Origin of the sequence: Limimaricola variabilis, from assembly GCF_034371605.1 — a bacterium.
Lineage (GTDB): Bacteria > Pseudomonadota > Alphaproteobacteria > Rhodobacterales > Rhodobacteraceae > Limimaricola > Limimaricola variabilis.
Map to the genome: position 1 here is coordinate 2,419,978 of NZ_CP139691.1, position 22,892 is coordinate 2,442,869.

23 protein-coding genes are annotated in these 22,892 nt (G+C 70.7%); 19 read left to right on the forward strand and 4 right to left on the reverse strand.

All coding sequences use genetic code 11. The features are described from left to right. The first annotated feature begins 45 nt into the window (after positions 1-45). The 6 genes from T8T21_RS12055 to T8T21_RS12080 all read left to right on the forward strand — a co-directional run bounded on the left by T8T21_RS12055 (position 46) and on the right by T8T21_RS12080 (position 5,645). Positions 46-681: a precorrin-8X methylmutase gene (locus tag T8T21_RS12055; RefSeq protein WP_322335773.1), complete on the forward strand. Its 636-nt coding sequence runs from the start codon at positions 46-48 to the stop codon at positions 679-681. Further along, positions 678-1,895 carry a precorrin-6y C5,15-methyltransferase (decarboxylating) subunit CbiE gene (cbiE, locus tag T8T21_RS12060; RefSeq protein ID WP_322335774.1) on the forward strand — a complete coding sequence of 406 codons (1,218 nt, stop codon included), beginning with the start codon at positions 678-680 and terminating at the stop codon, positions 1,893-1,895. The genes T8T21_RS12055 and cbiE overlap by 4 nt, the downstream gene beginning before the upstream one ends. Beyond that, positions 1,892-2,593: a precorrin-2 C(20)-methyltransferase gene (cobI, locus tag T8T21_RS12065; RefSeq protein ID WP_322335775.1), complete on the forward strand. Its 702-nt coding sequence runs from the start codon at positions 1,892-1,894 to the stop codon at positions 2,591-2,593. The genes cbiE and cobI overlap by 4 nt, the downstream gene beginning before the upstream one ends. Beyond that, a complete protein-coding gene (cobJ, locus tag T8T21_RS12070; protein WP_322335776.1) occupies positions 2,584-4,383 on the forward strand; it encodes a precorrin-3B C(17)-methyltransferase in 1,800 nt (599 codons plus the stop codon). The genes cobI and cobJ overlap by 10 nt, the downstream gene beginning before the upstream one ends. 69 nt (positions 4,384-4,452) lie before the next feature. After that, complete coding sequence (gene cobM, locus T8T21_RS12075; protein WP_322335777.1) at positions 4,453-5,220, forward strand: precorrin-4 C(11)-methyltransferase; 768 nt, start codon at positions 4,453-4,455, stop codon at positions 5,218-5,220. A 74-nt stretch (positions 5,221-5,294) separates the two neighbouring features. Further along, complete coding sequence (locus T8T21_RS12080) at positions 5,295-5,645, forward strand: hypothetical protein (RefSeq protein WP_183469986.1); 351 nt, start codon at positions 5,295-5,297, stop codon at positions 5,643-5,645. A 4-nt stretch (positions 5,646-5,649) separates the two neighbouring features. On the opposite strand, the gene T8T21_RS12085 is transcribed toward T8T21_RS12080, so the two are convergent. Further along, positions 5,650-6,840: a MalY/PatB family protein gene (locus T8T21_RS12085; protein ID WP_322335778.1), complete on the reverse strand. Its 1,191-nt coding sequence runs from the start codon at positions 6,838-6,840 to the stop codon at positions 5,650-5,652. 98 nt (positions 6,841-6,938) lie between these two features. Between T8T21_RS12085 and def (T8T21_RS12090) the strand changes: the two genes are divergently transcribed. The 4 genes from def (T8T21_RS12090) to fmt are packed head-to-tail and all read left to right on the forward strand — an operon-like array spanning position 6,939 to position 9,311. Continuing rightward, positions 6,939-7,457, forward strand: a complete 519-nt coding sequence (gene def, locus T8T21_RS12090; RefSeq protein WP_322335779.1) for a peptide deformylase — start codon at positions 6,939-6,941, stop codon at positions 7,455-7,457. Continuing rightward, positions 7,457-7,924, forward strand: a complete 468-nt coding sequence (gene def, locus T8T21_RS12095; RefSeq protein ID WP_322335780.1) for a peptide deformylase — start codon at positions 7,457-7,459, stop codon at positions 7,922-7,924. The genes def (T8T21_RS12090) and def (T8T21_RS12095) overlap by 1 nt, the downstream gene beginning before the upstream one ends. Beyond that, the gene (gene def / locus T8T21_RS12100; RefSeq protein WP_322335781.1) at positions 7,921-8,412 is read left to right on the forward strand and encodes a peptide deformylase; all 492 of its coding nucleotides are present in this window, start codon (positions 7,921-7,923) and stop codon (positions 8,410-8,412) included. Before def (T8T21_RS12095) ends, def (T8T21_RS12100) begins: the two co-directional genes overlap by 4 nt. Further along, positions 8,412-9,311, forward strand: a complete 900-nt coding sequence (gene fmt, locus T8T21_RS12105) for a methionyl-tRNA formyltransferase (RefSeq protein ID WP_322335782.1) — start codon at positions 8,412-8,414, stop codon at positions 9,309-9,311. The genes def (T8T21_RS12100) and fmt overlap by 1 nt, the downstream gene beginning before the upstream one ends. A gap of 110 nt (positions 9,312-9,421) precedes the next feature. On the opposite strand, the gene T8T21_RS12110 is transcribed toward fmt, so the two are convergent. Together T8T21_RS12110 and ribA are read right to left on the reverse strand one after the other, a co-directional pair. Beyond that, the gene (locus tag T8T21_RS12110) at positions 9,422-9,922 is read right to left on the reverse strand and encodes a L,D-transpeptidase family protein (protein ID WP_322335783.1); all 501 of its coding nucleotides are present in this window, start codon (positions 9,920-9,922) and stop codon (positions 9,422-9,424) included. After that, positions 9,919-10,998: a GTP cyclohydrolase II gene (gene ribA / locus T8T21_RS12115; RefSeq protein WP_322335784.1), complete on the reverse strand. Its 1,080-nt coding sequence runs from the start codon at positions 10,996-10,998 to the stop codon at positions 9,919-9,921. Before ribA ends, T8T21_RS12110 begins: the two co-directional genes overlap by 4 nt. A 165-nt stretch (positions 10,999-11,163) precedes the next feature. On the opposite strand from ribA, the gene T8T21_RS12120 reads away from it, so the two are divergent. The 6 genes from T8T21_RS12120 (at position 11,164) to T8T21_RS12145 (ending at position 15,192) form a co-directional block, all read left to right on the forward strand. Further along, positions 11,164-11,850 carry a response regulator transcription factor gene (locus T8T21_RS12120; protein WP_183469969.1) on the forward strand — a complete coding sequence of 229 codons (687 nt, stop codon included), beginning with the start codon at positions 11,164-11,166 and terminating at the stop codon, positions 11,848-11,850. Positions 11,851-12,057: 207 nt separating this feature from the next. After that, complete coding sequence (locus T8T21_RS12125) at positions 12,058-12,378, forward strand: hypothetical protein (protein WP_183469967.1); 321 nt, start codon at positions 12,058-12,060, stop codon at positions 12,376-12,378. A gap of 78 nt (positions 12,379-12,456) precedes the next feature. Further along, positions 12,457-13,245: an exodeoxyribonuclease III gene (locus T8T21_RS12130; RefSeq protein ID WP_322335785.1), complete on the forward strand. Its 789-nt coding sequence runs from the start codon at positions 12,457-12,459 to the stop codon at positions 13,243-13,245. 91 nt (positions 13,246-13,336) lie between these two features. After that, positions 13,337-14,257, forward strand: a complete 921-nt coding sequence (locus T8T21_RS12135) for a co-chaperone YbbN (RefSeq protein ID WP_322335786.1) — start codon at positions 13,337-13,339, stop codon at positions 14,255-14,257. Positions 14,258-14,284: 27 nt separating this feature from the next. Then, complete coding sequence (locus T8T21_RS12140; RefSeq protein WP_322335787.1) at positions 14,285-14,926, forward strand: LON peptidase substrate-binding domain-containing protein; 642 nt, start codon at positions 14,285-14,287, stop codon at positions 14,924-14,926. Positions 14,927-15,039: 113 nt separating this feature from the next. Next, the gene (locus tag T8T21_RS12145) at positions 15,040-15,192 is read left to right on the forward strand and encodes a Trm112 family protein (RefSeq protein ID WP_183470688.1); all 153 of its coding nucleotides are present in this window, start codon (positions 15,040-15,042) and stop codon (positions 15,190-15,192) included. Between the two features lie 3 nt (positions 15,193-15,195). Here T8T21_RS12145 and T8T21_RS12150 read toward each other — a convergent pair whose 3' ends face one another. Then, on the reverse strand, positions 15,196-16,404 hold the full coding sequence (locus T8T21_RS12150; RefSeq protein ID WP_322335788.1) for a UbiH/UbiF/VisC/COQ6 family ubiquinone biosynthesis hydroxylase: 1,209 nt from the start codon (positions 16,402-16,404) through the stop codon (positions 15,196-15,198). Positions 16,405-16,490: 86 nt separating this feature from the next. On the opposite strand from T8T21_RS12150, the gene T8T21_RS12155 reads away from it, so the two are divergent. The 3 genes from T8T21_RS12155 (at position 16,491) to T8T21_RS12165 (ending at position 22,711) form a co-directional block, all read left to right on the forward strand. Beyond that, positions 16,491-17,816 carry an amidase gene (locus T8T21_RS12155; RefSeq protein ID WP_322335789.1) on the forward strand — a complete coding sequence of 442 codons (1,326 nt, stop codon included), beginning with the start codon at positions 16,491-16,493 and terminating at the stop codon, positions 17,814-17,816. Between the two features lie 108 nt (positions 17,817-17,924). After that, on the forward strand, positions 17,925-19,103 hold the full coding sequence (locus T8T21_RS12160) for an aminotransferase class I/II-fold pyridoxal phosphate-dependent enzyme (protein WP_322337490.1): 1,179 nt from the start codon (positions 17,925-17,927) through the stop codon (positions 19,101-19,103). 14 nt (positions 19,104-19,117) lie between these two features. Then, the gene (locus T8T21_RS12165; protein WP_322335790.1) at positions 19,118-22,711 is read left to right on the forward strand and encodes a DNA translocase FtsK; all 3,594 of its coding nucleotides are present in this window, start codon (positions 19,118-19,120) and stop codon (positions 22,709-22,711) included. Positions 22,712-22,892 lie beyond the last annotated feature (181 nt).

A 22,892-nucleotide genomic window follows, 5' to 3' on the forward strand; every position in this document is an offset into this window, starting at 1 on the left:
GCTACGCAGATTCGCCGGTTCGCGCCGGGCGGAAGGGAGGGCCTGATGCGCCCCTATGAGACCGACCCGGCAAAGATCTATGCCCAGAGCTTCGCCACCGTGCGCGCCGAGGCCCGGCTGGATCGCTTCCCCGAGGAACTGCAGCCGATGGTGATCCGGCTGATCCACGCCTGCGGCATGGTCGAGATCGCCGACCGGCTGGCTTTTTCCCCGGATGCCATGGCGGCGGGGCGCGCGGCGCTGGCCGCGGGCGCGCCGATCCTGTGCGATTGCGAAATGGTGGCGGCGGGGATCATCCGGCGGCACCTGCCGGATACCGAGGTGGTCGTGACGCTCAACGATCCGGCGGTGCCGGGGATGGCACAGGCGCTCGGCACCACCCGCTCGGCCGCCGCCGTCGATCTGTGGCGCGACCGGATCGAGGGCGCCGTGATCGCCATAGGCAACGCGCCCACCGCGCTGTTCCACCTCATGGAGCGGCTCGATGCGGGCTGGCCGAAGCCGGCGCTGATCCTCGGCTTTCCGGTGGGCTTCGTCGGCGCGGCGGAATCCAAGGCCGAGCTTGCGGCCGACCCGCGCGGCTGCGACTTCGTGGCGCTCAGGGGCCGCAAGGGCGGCTCGGCCATGGCCTCGGCGGCGGTGAACGCGCTGGCCAACGGCATATCGGAGGAACGGGGATGAATGCGGTCGCAGCCCAAGAGCCCTGGCTCCACGTCGTCGGTATCGGCGAGGACGGCATGGACGGGCTGATGCCTGCCACCCGAGCCGTGGTCGAGGCGGCCGAGATCATCATCGGCGGTGATCGGCATCACGAGCTGGCGGGCGCGGTCGGCGCCGAGCGCGTCGCCTGGCCGAGCCCCTTCGACGCGCTGATCGACCGGTTGAAATCCTTCAAGGGTCGCCGCGTCGTGGTGCTGGCCACGGGCGATCCGCTGTGGTTCTCGGTCGGCGCCCGGATCGGGCGGTCCATCCCGGCCTCCGAGATCGTCTACCACCCGCAGCTCTCGGCGTTTCAACTCGCTTCGGCGCGCATGGGCTGGAGCATGGCGGATGTCGAGACGCTGACCGTGCATGGCCGCCCCGTCGAGCAGATGATCGCCTTCATCCAGCCGCAGGCGCGGCTGCTGATCCTGACCACCGGGTCGGAGACTCCGGGCCAGATCGCCCGCTTCCTGACCGAGCGCGGCTTTGGCCAGAGCCCGATGACCGTGCTCGCCAACATGGGGGGCGAGGACGAGGCGCGTTTCGACGGACTTGCCGAGAGCTGGAACCACGAGGTGCCGCCCTTCAACACGCTGGCAGTGGATTGCGTGGCGGCCCCCGATGCCGCGCTGATCCCGCGCGTGCCGGGTCTCGACGACAGTCTCTTCGTTTCCGACGGCACGATGACCAAGCGCGAGCTGCGCGCGGCGACCCTGGCCAAGCTGATGCCGATGCGCGGCGCGCTTTTGTGGGATATCGGCGCGGGCTCGGGCTCGGTCGCGATCGAATGGATGCGGGCTGCGCGCTATGCCAACGCCATCGGCATCGAGCCGCGCGCCGACCGCCGGGCGATGGCGGCGGCCAATGCGCTGGCGCTGGGCACGCCGCGGCTGCGGCTGATCGAGGGTGAAGCGCCCGCAGCGCTCGACGGTCTGCCCGCGCCCGACGCGATCTTCATCGGCGGCGGGCTCTCTGCCGAGGTGTTCGAGGCGGCCTGGGCGGCGCTGCGGCCGCTGGGACGGCTGGTGGCCAATGCCGTGACGCTGGAGAGCGAGGCCGCGCTGATCGCGCTGCACGCCGCGCATGGCGGGGAGCTGGTGCGGATCTCGGTCGCCCGCGCCGCGCCGGTCGGGCGGCTGACCGGCTGGAAGCCCGCGATGCCGGTGACGCAGTGGAGCCTGATCAAGCGATGAGCGGAACGCTGTATGGCGTGGGCCTCGGCCCCGGCGCGCCCGACCTGATCACCCTGCGCGCCGCGCGGTTGATCGAGGCCGCGCGCATCGTCGCCTATCCGACGCTGGCCGGGGGCGCGAGCTTTGCGCGCTCCATCGCGGCGGAGCTCATCGCGCCCAACGCGCGCGAGATCGCCATGGACGTGCCGATGACGGTGGAGCGCGGCCCCGCGCAGGCGGCCTATGACGCCGGCGCGGCGCGGATCGCCGAGGCCCTGGAGGCGGGCGAGGATGTGGTCTGCCTCTGCGAGGGCGACCCGTTCTTCTACGGCTCCTTCATGTATCTCTTCGCGCGGCTGGCGGATCGCCATCGGGTCGAGATCGTGCCCGGCGTCACCTCCCTCACCGCCGCCGCCGCGGCCGCGCGCAAGCCCCTGGCCGCGCGCAACGAGCGGCTGACCGTGCTGCCGGGGCCGCTGCCGGAGGCCGAGCTGCGGGCCCGGATCGAGGGCGCCGAGAGCGTCGCGATCATGAAGCTGGGCCGCCATTTCCCCAAGGTTCGGGCCGTGATCGAGGATCTCGGCCTGACCGATCAGGCGGTCTATGTCGAGCGTGCCACGCTGGAGGCCGAAGTGGTTCGCCCGCTCGCCGAGGCGCCCGACACCGCCCCCTATTTCTCGATGATCATCCTCACGAAGGGAGCCGATCCTTGGCTGTGACCCCCGTTGTCCTGGCGCTGTCGCGCTCCGGTGAAACCGTGGCCCGCAAAGTGGCCGAGGCGCTGGGCGCGCCGTTGCATGGCCGCGAGGGGCGGGTCGAGTGGGCCGATGCCTTCTTTGCCGACGCGCTCGAGCATGCGCGCGATCTCTTCGCCGCGGGCCACGCCGTGATCGGTGTCTGCGCCTCAGGCATCCTGATCCGCGCCGTCGCGCCGATGCTCGCGGACAAGCGCGCCGAGCCGCCGGTGATCTCGGTCTCCGATGATGGCCGCGTGGTCGTGCCGCTGCTGGGGGGGCATCGCGGCGCGAACCGGCTGGCGAAGCGCATCGCCGATGCGCTGGAAGGGACCGCTGCCGTCACCACCGCGGGCGATGTCGCGCTGGGCGTGGCGCTCGACGAGCCGCCCGCCGGCTACCGCCTCGTGAACCCCGCCGATGCCAAGGGCGCGATGGCGTCGCTGCTCTCGGGCGGCGGCGCGACCGTCACCGGCGACGCGCCGTGGCTGGCCGAGCTGCCGCAGGGCGACGCGCTCAGGGTCACCGTCTCCGAGGCCCCGCAGCAGGGGCTCGGCGCCGAGCACCTGCATTTCGCGCCGCAACGTGCCGTGCTGGGGCTGGGCTGCGCCCGCGACTGCCCGCCGGAGGAAATGGCCGCGCTGGTGCGGGACACGCTGGCCGAGGCCGGAATCGCGCCCGAGGCCGTTCAGGCCGTGGCCTCGATCGACCTCAAGGCCGACGAACCCGCCATCCTGAATGTTTCACGTGCAATCGGCGTGCCGCTGCGCCTGTTCACCGCCGCCGAGCTCGAGGCCGAGGCGCCGCGCCTCGCCACCCCGTCCGAGGTCGTCTTTGCCGAGGTCGGCTGCCATGGCGTCTCCGAAGGCGCGGCTCTGGCCCAGGCCGGGGCCGACGCCACACTCGCTGTGACCAAGCGCAAGACCGCCAACGCCACCTGCGCGCTGGCGCTGGCGCCGCAGCCTGTCACCGAACTGCGCGGCCGCCCGCGTGGCCGTCTTTCGGTGGTGGGGATCGGGCCGGGGCAGTCCGGCTGGCGCACCCCCGAGGCCTCCCGCCTGATCGCCGAGGCCGAGGAGCTTGTGGGCTACGGGCTCTATATCGACCTGCTGGGACCGCTGGCCGCTGGCAAGCCACGCGCCGACTTCCCGCTCGGCGGCGAGGAGGATCGCTGCCGCTACGCGCTGGAGCGCGCGGCCGAGGGGCGCGACGTGGCGCTGATCTGCTCGGGCGACGCGGGCATCTACGCCATGGGCGCGCTGGTCTTCGAACTGCTGGGCCGCGATGCCGACAAGGGCGGGGTGTCGGATGCCGCGCGCCGCATCGAGGTCACCTGCACGCCCGGCGTCTCGGCGCTGCAGGCGGCGGCGTCGCGGGCCGGTGCGCCGCTGGGCCACGACTTCTGCGCCATCTCGCTGTCGGACCTGCTGACCCCGCGCGAGGACATCGTGAAGCGGCTGCATGCCGCGGCGCAGGGCGATTTCGTCATCGCCTTCTACAACCCGGTGTCGAAGCGGCGCCGCACGCTTCTGGCCGAGGCGCGGGAGATCCTGCTGCAGCACCGTCCGGCCGACACGCCGGTGCTGCTCGCCTCGTCGCTGGGCCGCCCCGAGGAGGAGATCCGCTACCGCCGCCTCGACGAGCTGCAGGTCGACGAGGTCGACATGCTGACCGTGGTGCTGGTCGGCTCCTCGCAGTCGAAGCTGGTGAAGCTGGGCGAGGGGCCGCGCATGGTGACGCCGCGCGGCTACGCCAAGAAGATCGACGCGCGCTGAACCGGCGTCGCGGCGGACGACGCCGCGCGCCACGCCCCTCCGGGGACATCTGAAAGGGACCACCGCGACATGACCGTCTATTTCATCGGCGCCGGCCCGGGCGATCCGGAGCTTCTCACTCTCAAGGCCGCGCGGCTGATCGCCGCCTGCCCGGTCTGCCTCTACGCCGGCTCGCTGGTGCCGCAGGAGGTCGTGGCCGGTGCGCCCGAGGGGGCGCGGGTCATGGACACCGCGCCGATGACGCTCGACGAGACCCATGCCGAGATCGTGGCGGCGCATGACCGGGGCGAGGACGTGGCCCGGGTGCATTCCGGCGACCCCTCGCTCTACGGTGCCATCGCCGAGCAGATCCGCAGGCTCAAGGCCGACGGCATCCCCTACCAGATCATCCCCGGCGTGCCCGCCTATACCGCCGCCGCCGCCGCGCTCGGCCAGGAGCTGACCATCCCCGAGGTGGCGCAATCGATCGTGCTCACCCGCATGTCGATGAAATCGACCTCGATGCCCAAAGGCGAGACGCTCGAGAACTTCGCCGCCACCGGCACCACGCTGGCCATCCATCTGGGCATCCGGGCGCTTCGCGACATCGAGCGGCGGCTCACGCCCTTCTATGGCGCGGATTGCCCCGTGGCGGTGGTCTACCGCGCCAGCTGGCCCGACCAGCAGGTGATCCGCGGCACGTTGTCGGACATCCATGCCAAGGTCCGCGAGGCCAAGCTGACGCGCACGGCGCTCATCCTCGTCGGCCCGGGGCTGGGGGGCGACCAGGGCTTTCCGGACAGCGCGCTCTACGATCCCGCCCAGCCGCATGTGTTGCGGCCCCGGGTTCGGGCCTGACGGAGAATTTTCGGAGAACGTCGCTTGAATTTCACACTCCGCTGCGCAGGATGGAAGCAGTGGAGGATTAAGAGATGACCGATTTTTTGACCAAGGACCTGCAGGACGCCATGGAGGCGGCCCGCCGCGCCGCGCAGCGGCGCTCGGCCCGGCTATGCGTGCATGACGGCGAGGAGGTTCACCCGGTTCTGCGCATGTGGGAGACCGGCTTCGCGCTGGCCGCCAAGGACGCGCCGATCCTGCACGGCTTCGTCGATCTCTATGACGGGCCGCGTCATCTCTACCAGTGTCTGGTCATGACCAGCCGGGTCGAGGAGGGCGAGCGCGTCTACGAGTTCAAGCGCCACAGCCGCGTCTCCGAGAAGCCCCCGGTCGATTTCGAGCGCGAGGAAGCCGAGCCGGCGCTGCGGCTGCCCCGCCTCTGAGGCGCTACTGAAGGTCCGCGAAGGCGGCCTGCAGCCGCGACACGGCCTCGGCCACCCGAGCGCGCGGCGTGGCGATGTTGAACCGCTGGAAGCTTTCGCCGCCGAGCCCGAAGCTGGTGCCATGGTTCACCGCGATCTTTGCCTCGCCCTCGATCCGGGCGAGCACCTCCTCGCGGGTCATGCCGGTGCCCGAGAAATCCACCCATTCGAGATAGGTGGCCTCGAGCGGCATTGGCCGGACGCCCGGGATCGCGGCCACACCCTCTTCGAACAGGCGGCGGTTGCCGTCGAGATAGCTGCGCAGCGCCTCGAGCCACTCGACCCCCTCCGGCGACATCGCCGCCGTCGCCATGGCAAGGCCGAAGCTGTTGGGCGACAGGCCCAGCGCGCCCATCCGCGCGGCGAAGCGCGACCTGAGGGTCGGGTCGGAGATGATGACATTGCCGATATGGGCGCCGGCGATGTTGAAGGTTTTGGTCGTCGCGGTGAGCATCACCAGCCGGTCCGCGACGCCGTCGAGCCGGGTCATCGCGGTATGGGTGACGCCGGGCATGGTCAGGTCGCAATGGATCTCGTCGGAGACGAGGATCAGATCGTGGCGCCGCGCGAACTCGGCCCAGCCCTCCAGCTCCGCCCGGCTCCAGACCCGGCCGCCCGGATTCTGCGGCGAACACAGGATCATCACCTTCTCGCGCCCAGTCATCATCGCGTCCCAGGCCTCGAAATCCGGCAGGTAGCGCCCGTCCTGCAGCGCCAGCGGGCATTCGACCACCTGCCGCCCGGCGGCGCGGATCACCCGCGCGAAGGCGTGGTAGACCGGGGTGAACAGCACCACCCCGTCGCCCGGATCGGTAAAGGCGTCGACGCAGACGCCGGTCGCGTTGACGAGGCCATGGGTGGTGAAGATGTCGCCCGGCTCGGGCCGCCAGCCATGACGGCGATCCATCCACCAGCCGATCGCCTCCTTTTGCGCCGCATCCGAGGCGGCGTAGCCGTAGATGCCATGCGCCGCCATCTCCTCGACCGCGCGCTGGACGCAGGCGGGCGGCCGGAAGTCCATGTCCGCCACCCACATCGCGATGCCGTCATCGGGACTGACGCCATAGACCGCCTGCATCTGGTCCCATTTGGAGCAGTTGGTGCCGCGCCGGTCGATGATCTCGTCGAAATCGGGGGTGGTGGGGTCGTGACGCATGGGTTCTCCTGTCGGTCGCGCGAAGGCTGCACGGGCGGCGCCGGGCGTGCAAGGGCCGCGATGTTGCCATGCGCGCCGCTTGGCCCTAGATCGGCGCCATGACATTGCGCCCCATCCTCATCCACCCCGACCCGCGTCTCAAGACCGTGGCCGAGCCGGTGCCCGAAATCACCGACGAGATCCGTCGCCTCGCCGACGACATGCTCGAAACCATGTATGACGCGCCAGGCATCGGCCTCGCCGCGCCGCAGATCGGCCGGCTCAGCCGCCTGCTGGTCATGGACGCCGCCAAGGAGGAGGAGACCGCGCAGCCGATGGTGCTGATCAACCCGCAGGTCACCTGGGCCTCCGAGATGCGGTCGGTCTATGAGGAAGGCTGCCTGTCGATCCCCGAGCAGTTCGCCGATGTCGAACGTCCGGCCGAGGTCGAGGTGCGCTGGCTGGGCCTCGACGGGAAGTCCCATTCCCAGCGGTTCGACGGGCTCTGGGCCACCTGCGTGCAGCACGAGATCGACCATCTCGATGGAAAGCTCTTCATCGACTACCTCAAGCCGATGAAGCGGCAGATGATCACCCGCCGCATGGTCAAGCTCAAGCGCGAGCGGGCACGCGGCTGATGGCCGTACTCGACATCGTCCTGCATCCGGCGCCGGTGCTGCGCGCCGAGGCGAAACCGGTGACCCTGTTCGACGCGACGCTGTCGCGGCTCGCCGCCGACATGATCGAGACCATGTATGACGCGCCGGGGCGGGGTCTCGCCGCGCCGCAGGTCGGGTTGCCGCTCAGGGTCTTTGTCACCGATGTCGACTGGCGCGAGGGCGACCCGGCGCCCAAGATCTTCGTCAATCCCGAGATCACTGATGCCTCGGACGAGACCGTGCTGCGCGAGGAGGGGTGCCTGTCGATCCCCGACACACCCTGTCGCGTCCGCCGTCCGGCCCGGATCGGGCTGAAATGGCAGGATCTGACCGGGCTCGGCCACGAGGCCGCGTTCGACGGCGTCGAGGCCACCTGCATCCAGCACGAGCTGGACCACCTGAACGGCATATTGTGCATCGACCGCCACGAGGAGGAGACCGAATGACCCGCCCCTTCCTGCGCTGGCCGCATGCCACGCTGCGCAAGCCCGCCGCTCCGGTCGCGGAGATCACCGACGAAATCCGCGCGATCTGGGACGAGATGATCGAGGCCATGGAGGCGATGCCCGGTGTCGGCCTTGCCGCGCCGCAGATCGGCGTCTCGCTGCGCCTCGCCGTGGTCGATGCCTCCGAGGGGCGCGGCCAGGCGGTGCGCATGGCCAACCCCGAGATCCTGCATGCGAGCGTGCAGCTGCGCGAGCACGAGGAAGCTTCGCCCAACCTGCCCGGCGTCTCGGCGGTGATCTCGCGGCCCCGCGCCGTGACCGCCCGGTTTCTCAATGCCGGGGGCGAGATCGAAGAGCGCGATTTCGTCGGGCTCTGGGCGACCTCGCTGCAGCACCAGATCGACCACTTGGAAGGCCGGATGTATTTCGACCGGCTGAGCCGATTGAAGCGCGACCGGCTGGTCGCCAAGGCGAGAAAGTTCTCCTGATGCGCGTCACCTTCATGGGCACCCCGGATTTCTCGGTCCATGCGCTCGACGCGCTGCTGCGGGCGGGCCACGAGATCGCCTGCGTCTATACCCAGCCGCCGCGTCCCGCCGGGCGGGGCAAGAAGCCCCGGCCCAGCGCCGTGCAGGCCCGCGCCGAGGAACTGGGGCTCATGGTGCGACACCCGGTCTCGCTCAAGGGGGCCGAGGCGCAGGCCGACTTCGCCGCGCTGGAGGCCGACGTGGCGGTGGTGGTGGCCTATGGCCTCATCCTGCCGCAGCCGATCCTCGACGCGCCCCGGCAGGGCTGCCTCAACATCCACGCCTCGCTGCTGCCGCGCTGGCGCGGTGCCGCGCCGATCCAGCGGGCGATCATGGAAGGCGACACGGAGACCGGCGTCTGCATCATGCAGATGGAGGCAGGGCTCGACACCGGGCCCGTCCTGCTGCACGAGGCGACGCCGATCGGCGCCACCGACACCGCCGCCGAACTGCATGATCGGCTCGCCAAGATGGGCGGGCGGATGATCGTCGACACCCTGCGCGAGCTGGCGGATCTGCGGCCCGAGCCGCAGCCCGAGGACGGCGTCACCTATGCCGCCAAGATCGACAAGGCCGAGGCGCGGATCGACTGGACCCGCACGGCGGCCCATGTCGCGCGCCAGGTCAACGCGCTGTCGCCCTTTCCCGGAGCGTGGTGCATGGCAGGTGACGAGCGGCTCAAGATCCTGCGCGCCGCCGCCGGTCCGGGCGAAGGCGCACCCGGCGCAGTGATCGGCGAGGGCGTCGTGGCCTGCGGCGACGGCGCGGTCGAGCTGCTGGAGATCCAGCGCGAAGGCAAGAAGCCGTTGCCGGTGGCCGAGGCGCTCCGAGGTAGGGCGCTGCCCGACACGCTCGGCTGACCTGCCGAGGCGGCGTTTCACGGGGTCAGAAATACGTAGGGGTCTTTAGCGGGTCGCGTCGCGCCGGCCGACATGTTGCGCCATGCGTATTTGGAGAATGGTGAAGGGGATCAGCGCCTGACGATCAGCCGCGCGCCGCGCGCGATGTTGCGGGCGAGCCAGATCAGGTCGGGGCGCGAAAAGGCCACGCAGCCCTCGGTCGGGAAACCGGCCCGGCGGCGCTGGTGCAGGAAGATGGCCGAGCCCGCGCCCGGCGCGCCCCTCTCGTTCCAGTCGGTCACCAACACGATGTCGTAGAGAGGATCGGCCCGGCGTAGCACTTCGTGGCTGGCGGGGTAGGGCGCGCGGACATGGCTGTTATAGGCCGCCTCGCCGCTGGCATCCGACCACAGATCGCCGGGCAGGATCGGCTCGGCCCAGGGCTGCGGCGCCGGCAGCCGGTCGGGACGGTAGAACATGCCGGTGATCCGGTGCTCTCCCACCGGCGTCGCGCCGTCGCCCTCGCGCTTGTTCGTGCGGATGCCGCCCCGGCCGATCGAGCAGGGCAGATGGCGGCCCAGAACCCGCAACCCGCGGCGGGTAAGGACGAGATCGGCGGGAGAATGGATCACAGCAGATGTCCCGACTTGGCCGCCTTGGTGGCGAGGTAATGGTGGTTGTGCAAACCACGGCCGACCTTGAGCGGCACCCGCTCGTCGACCGCGATCCCGGCCTCCTTCATGCGGGCGACCTTGTTGGGATTGTTGGTCAGCAGGCGGATGTGCGAGAAACCGAGCCGCTTGAGGATCTCGGCGCCGATCCGGAAGTCGCGCTCGTCATCTTCGAAGCCCAGCCGGTGGTTCGCCTCGACCGTGTCGAAGCCCTGGTCCTGCAGCGAATAGGCCCGCATCTTGTTGGCCAAGCCGATGCCGCGGCCCTCCTGGTTGAGGTAGAGCAGCACCCCTTCACCGGCCTCGCCCATCTGATCGAGCGCGGCATGCAGCTGCGGGCCGCAATCGCATTTGAGCGAGCCCAGCACGTCGCCGGTGAAGCAGGCCGAGTGCAGCCGCACCAGCGGCGCCGCGTCGCGGGCGGGCTTGCCGATCTCGACCGCGTAATGCTCCTCGCCGCCATCGCCGGGACGGAACACGTGCAACCGGCCCTTCTCGGCCGCCTCCATCGGCAGCCGCGCGGCGGCGACTGGCGCATAGGCCGGGGTGATCGCGGGCGGCAGCGGCAGGTCGAGCCGCGTCAGCTCGTGGGCGGCCGCGAAGCCCGCCGCGTCGTCGAGCGGCAGCACCAGCGCCGCCGGCAGCAGCCGCGCCGCCTTGACCAGCCCGACGGCGGCGCGATGGGTTTCGGCCGACCCCTCGCGCAGCGTCGCCAGCGGCCCTTTCATCGGCCGGTCGAGATCGCCGGCCGGGTCGGCCACCGCCCGCACCCAGCCGCAATCAACCTCGGAGGGGAGCACCACCCGCGCGACGTCGCCGTCATAAGCGCGCGCGCGCAGCGTCTCGGCCCGTCGCCCGGTGATCGCCAGAACCGGCTGGCCGCCCATCGCCCGCAGCTCCGCGAGCCGCTCCGGACCCGCCGTTTCGGCCGCCAGCACCAGCGCGCCCTGTCCCTGTCCGAGCACCACCGGCACCCCCAGCCGCAGATCGGCCAGCGCGCGGGCGCGGCGCTCGACGGGATCGGGACGGAAGGGCATGGCGTATCCTTGGCGGGACCGGAGCATCCGGCGCGGGAGGCGAATGTAACATTTCCCCGCCCGGCCACAACTCGGCGTGAAACAACCGCAGCAAAAGCAGCAGGAAACTTGAGCCACACGTATTCGTTACACACATGTTGGCTGAACGGGCATGGAGACGAGGCGATGGCACAGGTGAAAAAGATCCTGTTGGTGGATGACGAGGACGACCTGCGCGAAGCGCTGAGCGAGCAGCTCGTGATGACCGAGGATTTCGACGTGTTCGAGGCCGGCAACGGTCAGGAGGCCATGGCACAGGTCAAGGCGGGGCTGTTCGATCTGGTGATCCTCGATGTCGGATTGCCCGACACCGACGGTCGCGAACTCTGTAGGGTGATGCGCAAGCAGGGCGTGAAATGCCCGATCCTGATGCTGACCGGCCATGACAGCGACAGCGACACGATCCTGGGGCTCGACGCGGGTGCCAATGATTACGTCACCAAGCCGTTCAAGTTCCCGGTGCTGCTGGCCCGGATAAGGGCCCAGCTGCGGACGCATGAGCAGTCCGAGGACGCGGTGTTCCAACTCGGGCCCTACAGCTTCCGCCCGGCGCAGAAGCTGCTGGTCACCGAGGATGACCGCAAGATCCGGCTGACCGAGAAGGAAACCAACATCCTCAAGTTCCTCTACCGCGCCTCCGAGGGGGTGGTGCCGCGCGACGTGCTGCTGCACGAGGTCTGGGGCTACAATGCCGGGGTGACGACGCACACGCTGGAAACCCACATCTACCGGCTGCGCCAGAAGATCGAGCCCGACCCCTCGAACGCCCGGCTTCTGGTGACCGAATCGGGCGGATATCGGCTGGTCGCCTGAACCGGCGGAACCGGGGCCTCGGCGCGGCGTTACCCTGCCGAAGCCCCGTGGCTGGGTTAAGCCACATACCTCCCTGTTGGACTTGGCCGGGCCATTGGCCCGGCTTTTCTTTGTCCGGCGTCGCGGCGGCGTGAAGCTCGGCATTCAGTCATTGGGGTCCGGGACATCAAGGCTGTAGGCTGGAGGTGACCGGGACAGGAGACGACCATGAAAGCCGCCATTCTCGCCATGACGACGATCCTGCTTCCGGCCCTGCCGGTGGCGGCCGAGACCGGGACCGAGACGCTGCGGCTGCGCAACCGGTCGGGGGTCGATCTGGTGCGGTTCTTCGCCTCGCCGGTGACGGACGAGTTCTGGCGCGACGATCTCCTCGGTGACTACGTGCTGGGCTCCGGCCGCAACGTCGACGTCACCATCCGCAACGTCTCGGAGTGCTTCTACGACCTGCTGATGATGTTCGCCGACGGGGCGGTGGTGCCGGGCCGGGTCGATGTCTGCAAGGCCGACAGCTACACCATCGAGCCCTGACCTCCGGGAGAGAGGGGCGGGTGGCGCTCGGCCGTCCGAGCCGCTAGGCAGGCCCGGCCCGACAGCCGGAGACCTCGCATGCCCTTCACCCTCGCCACCTGGAACATCAACTCGGTCCGCCTGCGCGAGACCCTGGTGAGCCGCCTCCTGCAGGAGGAGGGCCCGGACGTGCTGTGCCTGCAGGAATGCAAGAGCCCGGTCGAGAAGATCCCGCTCGAGGCGTTCAAGGCGCTGGGCTACGACCACATGATCGCGCGCGGCCAGAAGGGCTATAACGGCGTGGCGATCCTGTCGCGCCTGCCGATCGAGGAGGTCTGCGCGCATGACCATGCGAGCCTCGGCCATGCCCGGCACATCTGCGGGCGGCTGGAAAACGGCGTGACGATCCACAATTTCTACGTCCCCGCAGGCGGCGACGAGCCGGACCGCGAGATCAACGAGAAGTTCGGCCAGAAGCTCGACTACCTCACCCATATGCGCGACGACTTCCACGCCAACCGGCCCGAGCGCGCGATCCTCGTGGGCGATCTCAACATCGCCCCGCGCGAGGACGACGTCTGGAGCCACAAGCAGCTGCTCAAGGTCGTCAGCCACACGCCGGTCGAGGTCGAGCACCTCGCGCAGGTGCAGGACAGCGGGTCTTGGGTCGACGTCACCCGGCAGGACATCCCCGAGGGGCCGCTCTACTCGTGGTGGTCCTACCGCGCCAAGGACTGGGAGGCGGCCGATCGCGGCCGCAGGCTCGACCATGTCTGGGCGACCTCGGACATCGCGGGTGCGGCGCATGGCAGCCGGGTGCTGAAATCGGCGCGCGGCTGGGAGAAACCCTCGGATCACGCCCCGGTCTTCGCCAGCTTCGACCTGTGAGGGCTTGGCGCATCCGCGCCCTGCCCACATATAGTCTCATCGGAACACGAGGCCCGTCCGGGCCGCAACGCATGCAAGCAGGAGCTTTTCAATGCTCGGTCTCAACGACAGCGCCCCCGCCGCCCCCAACAAGGACGACCTGATCCGCGAGGGCTCCGACGCCACCTTCATGCAGGACGTGGTCGAGACATCGAAGACGGTGCCCGTGATCGTCGACTTCTGGGCGCCCTGGTGCGGGCCGTGCAAGACGCTCGGCCCGGCGCTCGAAGCGGCGGTGACCAAGGCAGGCGGCAAGGTGCGGATGGTCAAGATCGACGTCGACCGCAACCAGGCCTATGCGGGCCAGCTGCAGGTGCAGTCGATCCCGACCGTCTACGCCTTCTGGCAGGGCCAGCCGGTCGATGGCTTCCAAGGCGCGCTGCCCGGCTCCGAGATCGAGAAATTCGTGAACAAGCTCGTGGCGCTGGGTGGCGGCGAGGAGGATGGCGGGCTGTCCGAGGCGATCGCGGCGGCCGATGCCATGCTCGATGAGGGCGACGCGGTGGGCGCGGCAGAGGTGTTCGGCGCGATCCTGCAGGAGGACGACAAGAACGCGCCGGCCTATGCAGGCCTCGTGCGTGCGCATCTCGCGCTCGACCAGATCGACCAGGCCGAGGCGATCCTCAACGGCGCGCCCGCCGAGATCGCCCATGCGCCCGAGCTCGACGCCGCCCATGCCCAGATCGCGCTGGCGCGCCAGGCCAGCAATGCCGGCCCGGTGGCCGAGCTGCGCGCCCGCGTCGAAGCCGAGCCGGGCGACCTGCAGGCGCGCTACGACCTCGCCACCGCGCTGCATGCCAAGGGGGAGACCGCCGAGGCGGTGGATCAGCTTCTGGAGATCTTCCGCCGCGACCGCGAATGGAACGACGGGGCGGCCAAGACCCAGCTCTTCACCATCTTCGAGGCGCTGCCCGCCAAGGATCCCATCGCGCTCGCCGGTCGGCGCCGCCTGTCCTCGATGATATTTGCCTGAGGCGGGGGGCACGCTAGGTCGCCGGGCATGATCACAGCCGCGGACCTTCCCGAGACGATTCCGGTCTTTCCCCTTCCGGGCGCGCTGCTCTTGCCGCGTGCCCGGCTGCCGCTGCACATCTTCGAGCCGCGCTATCTCGCGATGATCGAGGACGTGATGAAGACGCCGGAGCGGCTGATCGGGATGATCCAGCCCTATGACATCCCCTCCGGCGAGACCCGGCTGCACGCGATCGGCTGCGCGGGACGGTTGACCGCCTTCTCCGAGACCGAGGACGGGCGCTACATGGTCACCCTGTCGGGGATCTCGCGGTTCAGGGTGACGCGGGAGGTGGACGGCTTCACCCCCTATCGCCGCTGCGAGGTGAACTGGACCGGCTTCGAGCGTGATCGCGGCGCGGTCGAGACCGATCCCGGTCTGGAGCGCGAGGCGTTCCTGCCGCTGCTGGGGCGGTTCTTCGACGAGCGGGGGCTGTCGACCGATTGGGACAGCCTGCGCGAGGCCGAGGACGAGTTGCTGATCAACTCGCTCTCGATGCTCTGCCCCTTCGACAGCGAGGAGCGGCAGGCGCTGCTCGAGGCACCGACGCTGCCCTTGCGGCGCGAGACGCTGGTGACGTTGATCGAATTCGCCCTGCATGGCGGATCCGGTGAAGAGAGGATGCAATGAGCGACGACCCGAACCTGCCCCCCGATACCCCGCCGGATCCGGTGCCGCCGCTCGATCCCATTCCCGATCGCGAGCCCGATCCGCGGGCCGGGCGCGCCGCCTTCGACCGGCGCATGCTCGAAGCGCTGGTCTGTCCGCAGACGCAGGCACCGCTGAGCTACGACGCCGACAGGCAGGAACTTGTCAGCCGCGCCGCCGGGCTTGCCTACCCGATCCGGGGCGGCATCCCGGTGATGCTCGCCGACGAGGCGCGCCAGCTCGACTGATTCTCAGCGCATCAGCTCCGGCAGATCGCCGGTCAGCCCCGCCGCCTCGCGGATCATCGCCCGCCGAAGCGGGGCCACGGCGTTGATCGCGCCGAGGCCGAGATCGCGCGCCAACCGCAGGCCGGGGCGGTCGTTCGAGAATAGCCGCGTGGTCAGGTCGGTCGTCAGCGCCAGCGTCGCCACGTCGAAGCGCCGCCAGCGGGCGTAACGGTCGAGCACCGGGCCGGCGCCCGGATCCTCGCCGCGCCGCCGCGCCTCGCTCAGCACCTGGGCCAGCGCCGCGACGTCGCGCAGCCCGGCATTCAGCCCCTGGCCGGCCACCGGGTGCAGACCGTGCGCCGCGTCGCCGACCAGCGCTAGCCGGGCGGCGGTGAACCGCTCCGCGAGGCTGAGACCGAGCGGGAAAAGCCCGCGCCCGCCCTCGAGCCGGATCTCGCCGAGGAAATCGCCGAAAGCGGGGCGCAATGCGTCGAGGAAATCTGCGTCGTCCAGCGCCGCCAGTGTCTCGGCCCGCGCGCTGCGCTCGCTCCAGACGATCGAGCAGCGGTTCTCGCGCAGCGGCAGGATCGCCAGCGGCCCGCCCGGCATGAAGAACTGGTGTGCCACGCCGCGATGCGGCAGCTCATGCGCCACCGCGCAGGTGATCGCGCTCTGGTCGTAGCCGCGTTCCTGCCGCCGAATCCCGGCCCGCGCGGCGGTACCGCTCGCCCGGCCGTCGCAACCCACCAGCAGCGCCGCGCGCAGCTTCTCGCCCGCATCGAGCGTGACCTCGACGCCGCCCGGCTCGACCGTCTGCGCGACGACCCGGGCCGGCGCACGCAGCGTCACGCCCTCGGCCTCCGCCAGCGCCTTGGCCAGCGCCGCCCGCAGGTGCCGGTCCTCGACCATGTGGCCCATCGGGCCGTCTTCGATCTCGGCCGAATCGAAATGCAGCCACCACGGCGCCGGGCCCTCGCCGGCGCGGCCGTCGGTGACCTTGATCTCGGTCATCTCCTGGGCGTCCGGCGCCAAGCGGCCCCACAGGCCGAGCCGGGCCAGCATCCGCCGCGACCCGGCGGCGATGGCGTAGGCGCGGCCGTCGAAGGCGTCGCCCTTCGTTGGGCCGGCGGCGTCGACGAGGGTCACCGAAAGCCCGGCGCGGGCGAGGGCGAGCGCCAGCACCGGGCCGTTCAGCCCGCCGCCCGCGATGAGGATGTCGCTGTCGTGCTTCATGCCGCTGACTATGGGGCCGGGGCCGGGATTGTCCATGCGCCCGCGCGCCGTTAGCGTGTCGCCCGAGCGGCGCGTAGGGGGATCTCATGGACGAATGGCGGAGCATGGGCGCGGCGGCGCTCGGACGCGGCATCGCGGCGGGCGAGATCGACCCGGTGGCGCTGGCGCAGGTCTTTCTCGATGCGATCACGGCCCATCCCGACAGTGCGCGGATCTATGCGCGCACCACGCCCGAGCGCGCCATGGCCGAGGCCGAGGCGGCGCGCGAGCGGGCGCAGGGCGGGCGCAGGCTCGGCCAGCTCGATGGCGTGCCGCTGAGCTGGAAGGACCTGTTCGACAGCGCCGGCTGCGGCACCGAGGCCGGCACGCGGCTGATGGCCGGCCGGGTGCCGGCGCGCGACGCCGAGGTGCTGGCCCGCGCCACCGCCGCCGGGACGGTCTGCCTCGGCAAGACCCACATGACCGAGATCGCCTTCTCGGGCCTCGGGATCAATCCGCGCACCGCGACGCCGCCCAACCTGTTCGACGCCGATGCGGCGCCGGGCGGCTCGTCATCGGGGGCGGCGGCCTCGGTGGCGCATGGCCTCGCGCCGCTCGCCATCGGATCGGATACCGGCGGCTCGGTCCGGGTGCCATCGGTATGGAATGGGCTGGTCGGGCTGAAACCCACCCATGGCGCGCTACCGCTCGAGGGCGCGGTGCCGCTCTGCGGTCGATTCGATACGGTCGGCCCCCTCGCGCGCAGCGTCGAGGACGCCAACCTCGCCCTCGCCGCGATGGGCGGGCCGTCGGCCGACCTGCGCGGGGCGCGGCTCGACGGCGCGCGGCTTCTGGTGATCGACACGATCGTCATGCAGGAGCTCGACCCGATGGTCTCGCGCAGCTTCGACGCAGCGCTGTCGCGGCTCGACGCGGCGGGGGCCGAGATCGTGCGGCGCTCGCACCCGGCGCTGGAGGAGGCCTACGCGCTGGCGGGCGCGCTCTACACCGCCGAGGCCTGGGCGTGGTGGCGCGAGCGGATCGAGGCGGACACGGCCGCGCTCTACCCGCCGATTCTCGACCGCGTGCGGGCCGGGCAGGGCGTGTCGGCCGCTGACTGGATCGCCGGCTGGGACCGGCTCCACGCGCTGCGCCGCGACTATGCCGCGGCCACGGCCGGGTTCGACGCGGTGATCTGCCCCGGCGTGGCGATCACCCCGCCAAAGGTGGCGCCGCTGCTCGAGGATGCCGAGGCGTTCCGCGACACCAATCTCAAGACGCTGCGCAACACCCGTCTGGCCAACCTTATGGGGCTGTGCTCGGCGGCGCTGCCGGCGGGCGATCCGGGCTGCGGGCTTCTGCTCAATGGCGCGGCCGGTCAGGACGCGCGGCTGTGGCGGCTGGCGGCGGCGGTCGAGGCGGCCTTGGCCTGAAAGCCACAAGCGCGGCGCTGCGGGGGCGAAAGCTGGACATCGTCCTGCCCGCACGGGTAGTTTCGTGGCAAGAGGGGCAGGGCCATGACCCCCGATCATGAGGCAGCGATGGATTTTCCCGAACGGTTCTCGGACCTACCGGAATACGCGTTCCCGCGTCTGCGGGCGCTGCTCGATTCGCATAAGCCGGGCGGCGCGCCGCTGGCGATGACGATCGGCGAACCGCAGCACCCCTATCCCGACTGGGTCGGGCCGACCATCGCCGCCGCGGCGCAGGGATTCGGCAAGTATCCGGTCAACGAGGGGTCGGAGATGCTGCTCGGCGCGATCTCGGGCTGGATCGCCCGGCGCTACGGCATCGCGGTGCCGCAGGACCGGCTTCTGGCGCTCAACGGCACCCGCGAGGGTCTCTACAACGCCGCCATGGCGCTGTGCCCCGAGGCGAAGGGCGGGCAGCGGCCCCTGGTGCTGATGCCGAACCCCTTCTACCAGGTCTATGCCGTGGCCGCGCTGTCGGTCGGAGCGGAGCCGCGCTACCTGCCCGCCACGGGCGAAACCGGCTTCCTGCCCGATCTCGACGCAATCGCGCCCGAGACGCTCGACCGCACGGCGATCTTCTATCTCTGCTCGCCCTCGAATCCGCAGGGCGCGGTGGCCTCGGAAGCCTATCTCAAGCGGCTGCTGGAACTGGCCGAGCGGCATGATTTCCGGGTCTTCGCCGACGAGTGCTATTCCGAGATCTGGCGCGAGACGCCGCCGCCCGGCGCGCTCGCCGTGGCCGAGGCCATGGGCGCCGATCCCGAGCGGCTGGTGGTGTTCAACTCGCTTTCCAAGCGCTCGAACCTGCCCGGCCTGCGCGCAGGCTTCGCCGCCGGCGGCCCCGAATCGATTCGCCGGATGCGTCAGCTGCGAAACTATGCCGGCGCGCCGCTGCCGCTGCCGCTGCAGGCGGTGGCCGCGAAGGCGTGGTCGGACGAGGAACACGTGGTCGAGAACCGCGCGCTCTACGCCGCGAAATACGACATCGCCGACGCGGTGCTGGGGGGCGTGCCCGGCTATGCCGCCCCCGAGGCCGGGTTCTTCCTCTGGCTTCCGGTCGGGGATGGCGAGACGGCGGCGCTCAAGCTGTGGCGCGAGACGGGGGTGCGGGTGCTGCCCGGCGCCTATCTCGGGCGCGAGGTAAACGGAGAAAATCCCGGCAAGGGATATGTCAGGGTCGCCATGGTGGCCCCGGCGGATGAGATGCAGCGCGGGTTGGCGACACTCCGCGGCTGTCTCTACGACTGAGAGGACGAGGCGAAATGGCGTATCAGACGCGGGGGCGCGAACCGCTCTTCGACAGCAACACCCAGGCAGCGCTGGAAAAGCGCGGCAAGGAGCTGCTCGGACTTGTGCTGATCGCTCTGGGGCTGATGGTCGCGATGATGATCGGCTCCTACAGCCCCGATGATCCGAACTGGATGCTCGCCTCGGACGCGCCGGTGCAGAACTGGCTGGGGCGCTTCGGTGCCTCGGTGGCGCAGCCGATCGTGATGATCGTCGGCCGCGGCGCCTGGATGCTGCCGCTGGTGTTCCTGACCTGGGGCGTGCGGTTGACGCTGCACCGGGGCGAGGACCGGGCGATGTCGCGGTTGATGTTCGCGCCGATCGTCGTCGCGCTGGCCGCCGTCTTTGCCGCCACGCTGACCCCGCCGGATGGCTGGAGCCATAATTTCGGGCTGGGCGGGCTGTTCGGCGACACGGTGCTGGGGCTCCTGCTCACCATCCTGCCCTTCGGCGCGGGCTTTGGGGTGAACCTGCTGGCGTTGCTACTGGGGGCGGGCACGCTGGCCGCCGGTGCCTTCGTCACCGGCTTCACCCGCGACGAGACGCAGGGGCTGTGGCGGTTGCTGCTTCTCGGGCTGGTGCTGGCCTATGCGCTGGGCCTGCGGCTGATGGGCCGCGGCGCCGCGGTATCGATGCGCGCCGCCGAGGTGATGCGCGCACGGATCGGCGACGAGATCGAGCAGCGCCGCGAGCAGATGCGCCGCGACGCCGCCCTCGCCGCCGAGGAAGAGGCCGCCGCCCGCGCCGTGCCCGAGCCGAGCCAAACACAGCGCGTCGCCGCCGTGGTCCGCGCCCATGCCGCCCGGCGCATGGCCTCCGTTTCCGCCCCGGCGGCTGCGGCCAGTGAGCCGGACGAGGCCGCCTATACCGCCGAAGAGGATGACGAGGCGCTGATCGAGACGCCGTCGCGGCGCATGCCGCCCGCGGTCACGCGGGTGATGCCGCGCGCCGCAGCACCCGTCCCGCCGCCGCCGCCGATGCCGGAGCCCGATGACGCCTATGGTTGGCCCGAGCCGGAGTTGGCCGAGACCGTAGCCGAGGACACGCCAGCCGCGCCCGCGCGCAGGCTGCCGCCGGCACCGCCGGGCACGCTCGCCGCGCCGCCGCGACCGACGCGTTCCGAGGAGCCCTCGGGCGGCCTGCTGTCGCGGATGCCGCAGCTCCTGCGCCGCAGCGAGCCGCGCGACGCGACCACCGGCCCGGTCGAGCCGCCGCTCACCGCCGCCGCCGCTGCACCGGCCGAGCCGGACGGGGTCGATGACCGCATCCGGTCGCGCATTTCGGACGCGATCCGCGCGCGCACCGGCCCCGACACCATGCCGCCCTTCCAGAACGGCCGGATCGAGCCGTCGCTCACCCGTGGCCGCGGTCCCAAGCCGCTGATGATCAACAAGACGCCGCGCGCGGTCGCCGGGGCCGGTCTTGCCGCCGCCGGGGCCGGTCTCGCCGCCGCGGGACAGGCGATCGCCGGTCAGGCGCTTGGCACGCGGGCCGCGCCCGCCGCTGCACCGCGAGTCGAGCCGCCGCTGGTCCGCAGCGCGGGAGCGGTCGAGGCGGAGAGCCACGCGCCCGCGCTCGGCGCCGCCACGCCGGAAGCCCAGGCACCGCAGATGCAGGCCCCCGAAGTGGCGCCGCGCGAGATGCGGAGCTGGGACGCACCCGAGGTAGAGACCCGGGAGTCGGACACCGACTGGAGCGCCGGCGAAGTAGCCGGTTGGGCTGATGAGACCCAGAGCGACCACGTCGCCGATGCGACGGCGGATTGGGCGGATGAGACCGCGGCCGACTGGGACGCTCATGGCGTCCATGGCGAAGCCGAGCCCGAACCCGCCCCCGTGACCCCGCAGGTCGCCGCACCCGCGCGCCCGCAGCCCGCGCCGCTCACCGCGCGTCGTGAACCGGTGGCACCGGCTGGCGAGTCGCGCCCGGCACCGCGTCCGGCCGCGCCCGCCATGCCCGCCGGGCCGGCGGCGCCGATCGCGCGCGCCGCGCCGCAACCGGCGCCGAGCCAGCCCGTGGCTGCGCAGCCGAGCTGGCCCGAATACGAGTATCCGCCGCTCGACCTGCTGATGGACCCCTCCGCCATCGAGCGGCACCATCTGCCGGACGCGCAGCTCGAGGAGAACGCGCGCATGCTCGAGGGCGTGCTCGAGGATTACGGCGTCAAGGGCGAGATCGTCTCGGTCCGTCCCGGCCCCGTGGTCACCATGTACGAGCTGGAGCCCGCGCCGGGCCTGAAGGCGAGCCGGGTGATCGGCCTCGCCGACGACATCGCGCGCTCCATGTCGGCACTCTCGGCGCGGGTTTCGACCGTGCCGGGCCGCTCGGTGATCGGCATCGAACTGCCCAACGCCAAGCGCGAGATGGTCGCGCTGCGCGAGATCCTCGGCGCGCGCGACTATTCCGACCAGCAGATGAAGCTGCCGCTCGCGCTCGGCAAGGATATCGGCGGCGAGCCGGTGATCGCCAACCTCGCCAAGATGCCGCACCTGCTGATCGCGGGGACCACCGGTTCAGGCAAGTCGGTGGCGATCAACACGATGATCCTGTCGCTGCTCTACAAGCTGACGCCCGAGGAATGCCGGTTGATCATGATCGACCCCAAGATGCTGGAACTCAGCGTCTATGACGGCATCCCGCACCTGCTCTCGCCCGTCGTCACCGATCCCAAGAAGGCGGTGGTCGCCCTAAAATGGGTGGTGGGCGAGATGGAGGAGCGCTACCGCAAGATGTCGAAGATGGGCGTCCGCAACATCGACGGCTACAACGGCCGGGTGAAGGAAGCGCTGTCCAAGGGCGAGACCTTCTCGCGCACCGTCCAGACCGGCTTCGACGAGGAGACCGGCGACCCGATCTTCGAGACCGACGAGTTCCAGCCCGAACTGCTGCCCTACATCGTCGTCATCGTCGACGAGATGGCCGACCTGATGATGGTCGCGGGCAAGGAGATCGAAGCCTGCATCCAGCGCCTCGCGCAGATGGCGCGGGCCAGCGGGATCCACCTGATCATGGCGACGCAGCGCCCCTCGGTCGACGTCATCACCGGCACCATCAAGGCCAACTTCCCGACCCGGATCTCCTTCTCGGTCACCTCCAAGATCGACAGCCGCACGATCCTCGGCGAACAGGGGGCCGAGCAGCTTCTGGGCATGGGCGACATGCTCTACATGGCCGGCGGCTCCAAGATCACCCGCGTCCACGGGCCGTTCTGCTCGGACGAGGAGGTCGAGGAGATCGTGACCTACCTCAAGGGCTTCGGTCCGCCCGACTATGTCGGCGGCGTGGTCGAGGGCCCCGACGAGGAGAAGAGCTCGGACATCGACGCGGTGCTCGGCCTCGCGGGTGGCGGTTCCTCGACCTCGGGCTCCGACGGCGAGGACGCGCTTTACGACCAGGCGGTGCAGATCGTCGCCAAGGACCGCAAGTGCTCCACCTCCTACATCCAGCGCAAGCTGGCGATCGGCTACAACAAGGCCGCGCGACTGGTGGAGCAGATGGAGGACCAGGGGGTGGTCTCGGCCGCGAACCATGTCGGCAAGCGCGAAGTGCTGGTGCCGGAGGTCCACTGACATCGGCGCGAGCATCCCGTGAGGGGGTGTCGTTCGCAATGAAATCAGAAGCTTAAGCCCCCTGCCCCGCCGGGTGGGGGGCTTTTTCTTGCCCTCGTCATCCGCTGGCGGCCGGCCCGATATCGCCTATCGGCGGACAATTCGGCAGACCGGCCCTATATCGAGTGCCAAGGCGCCCCTT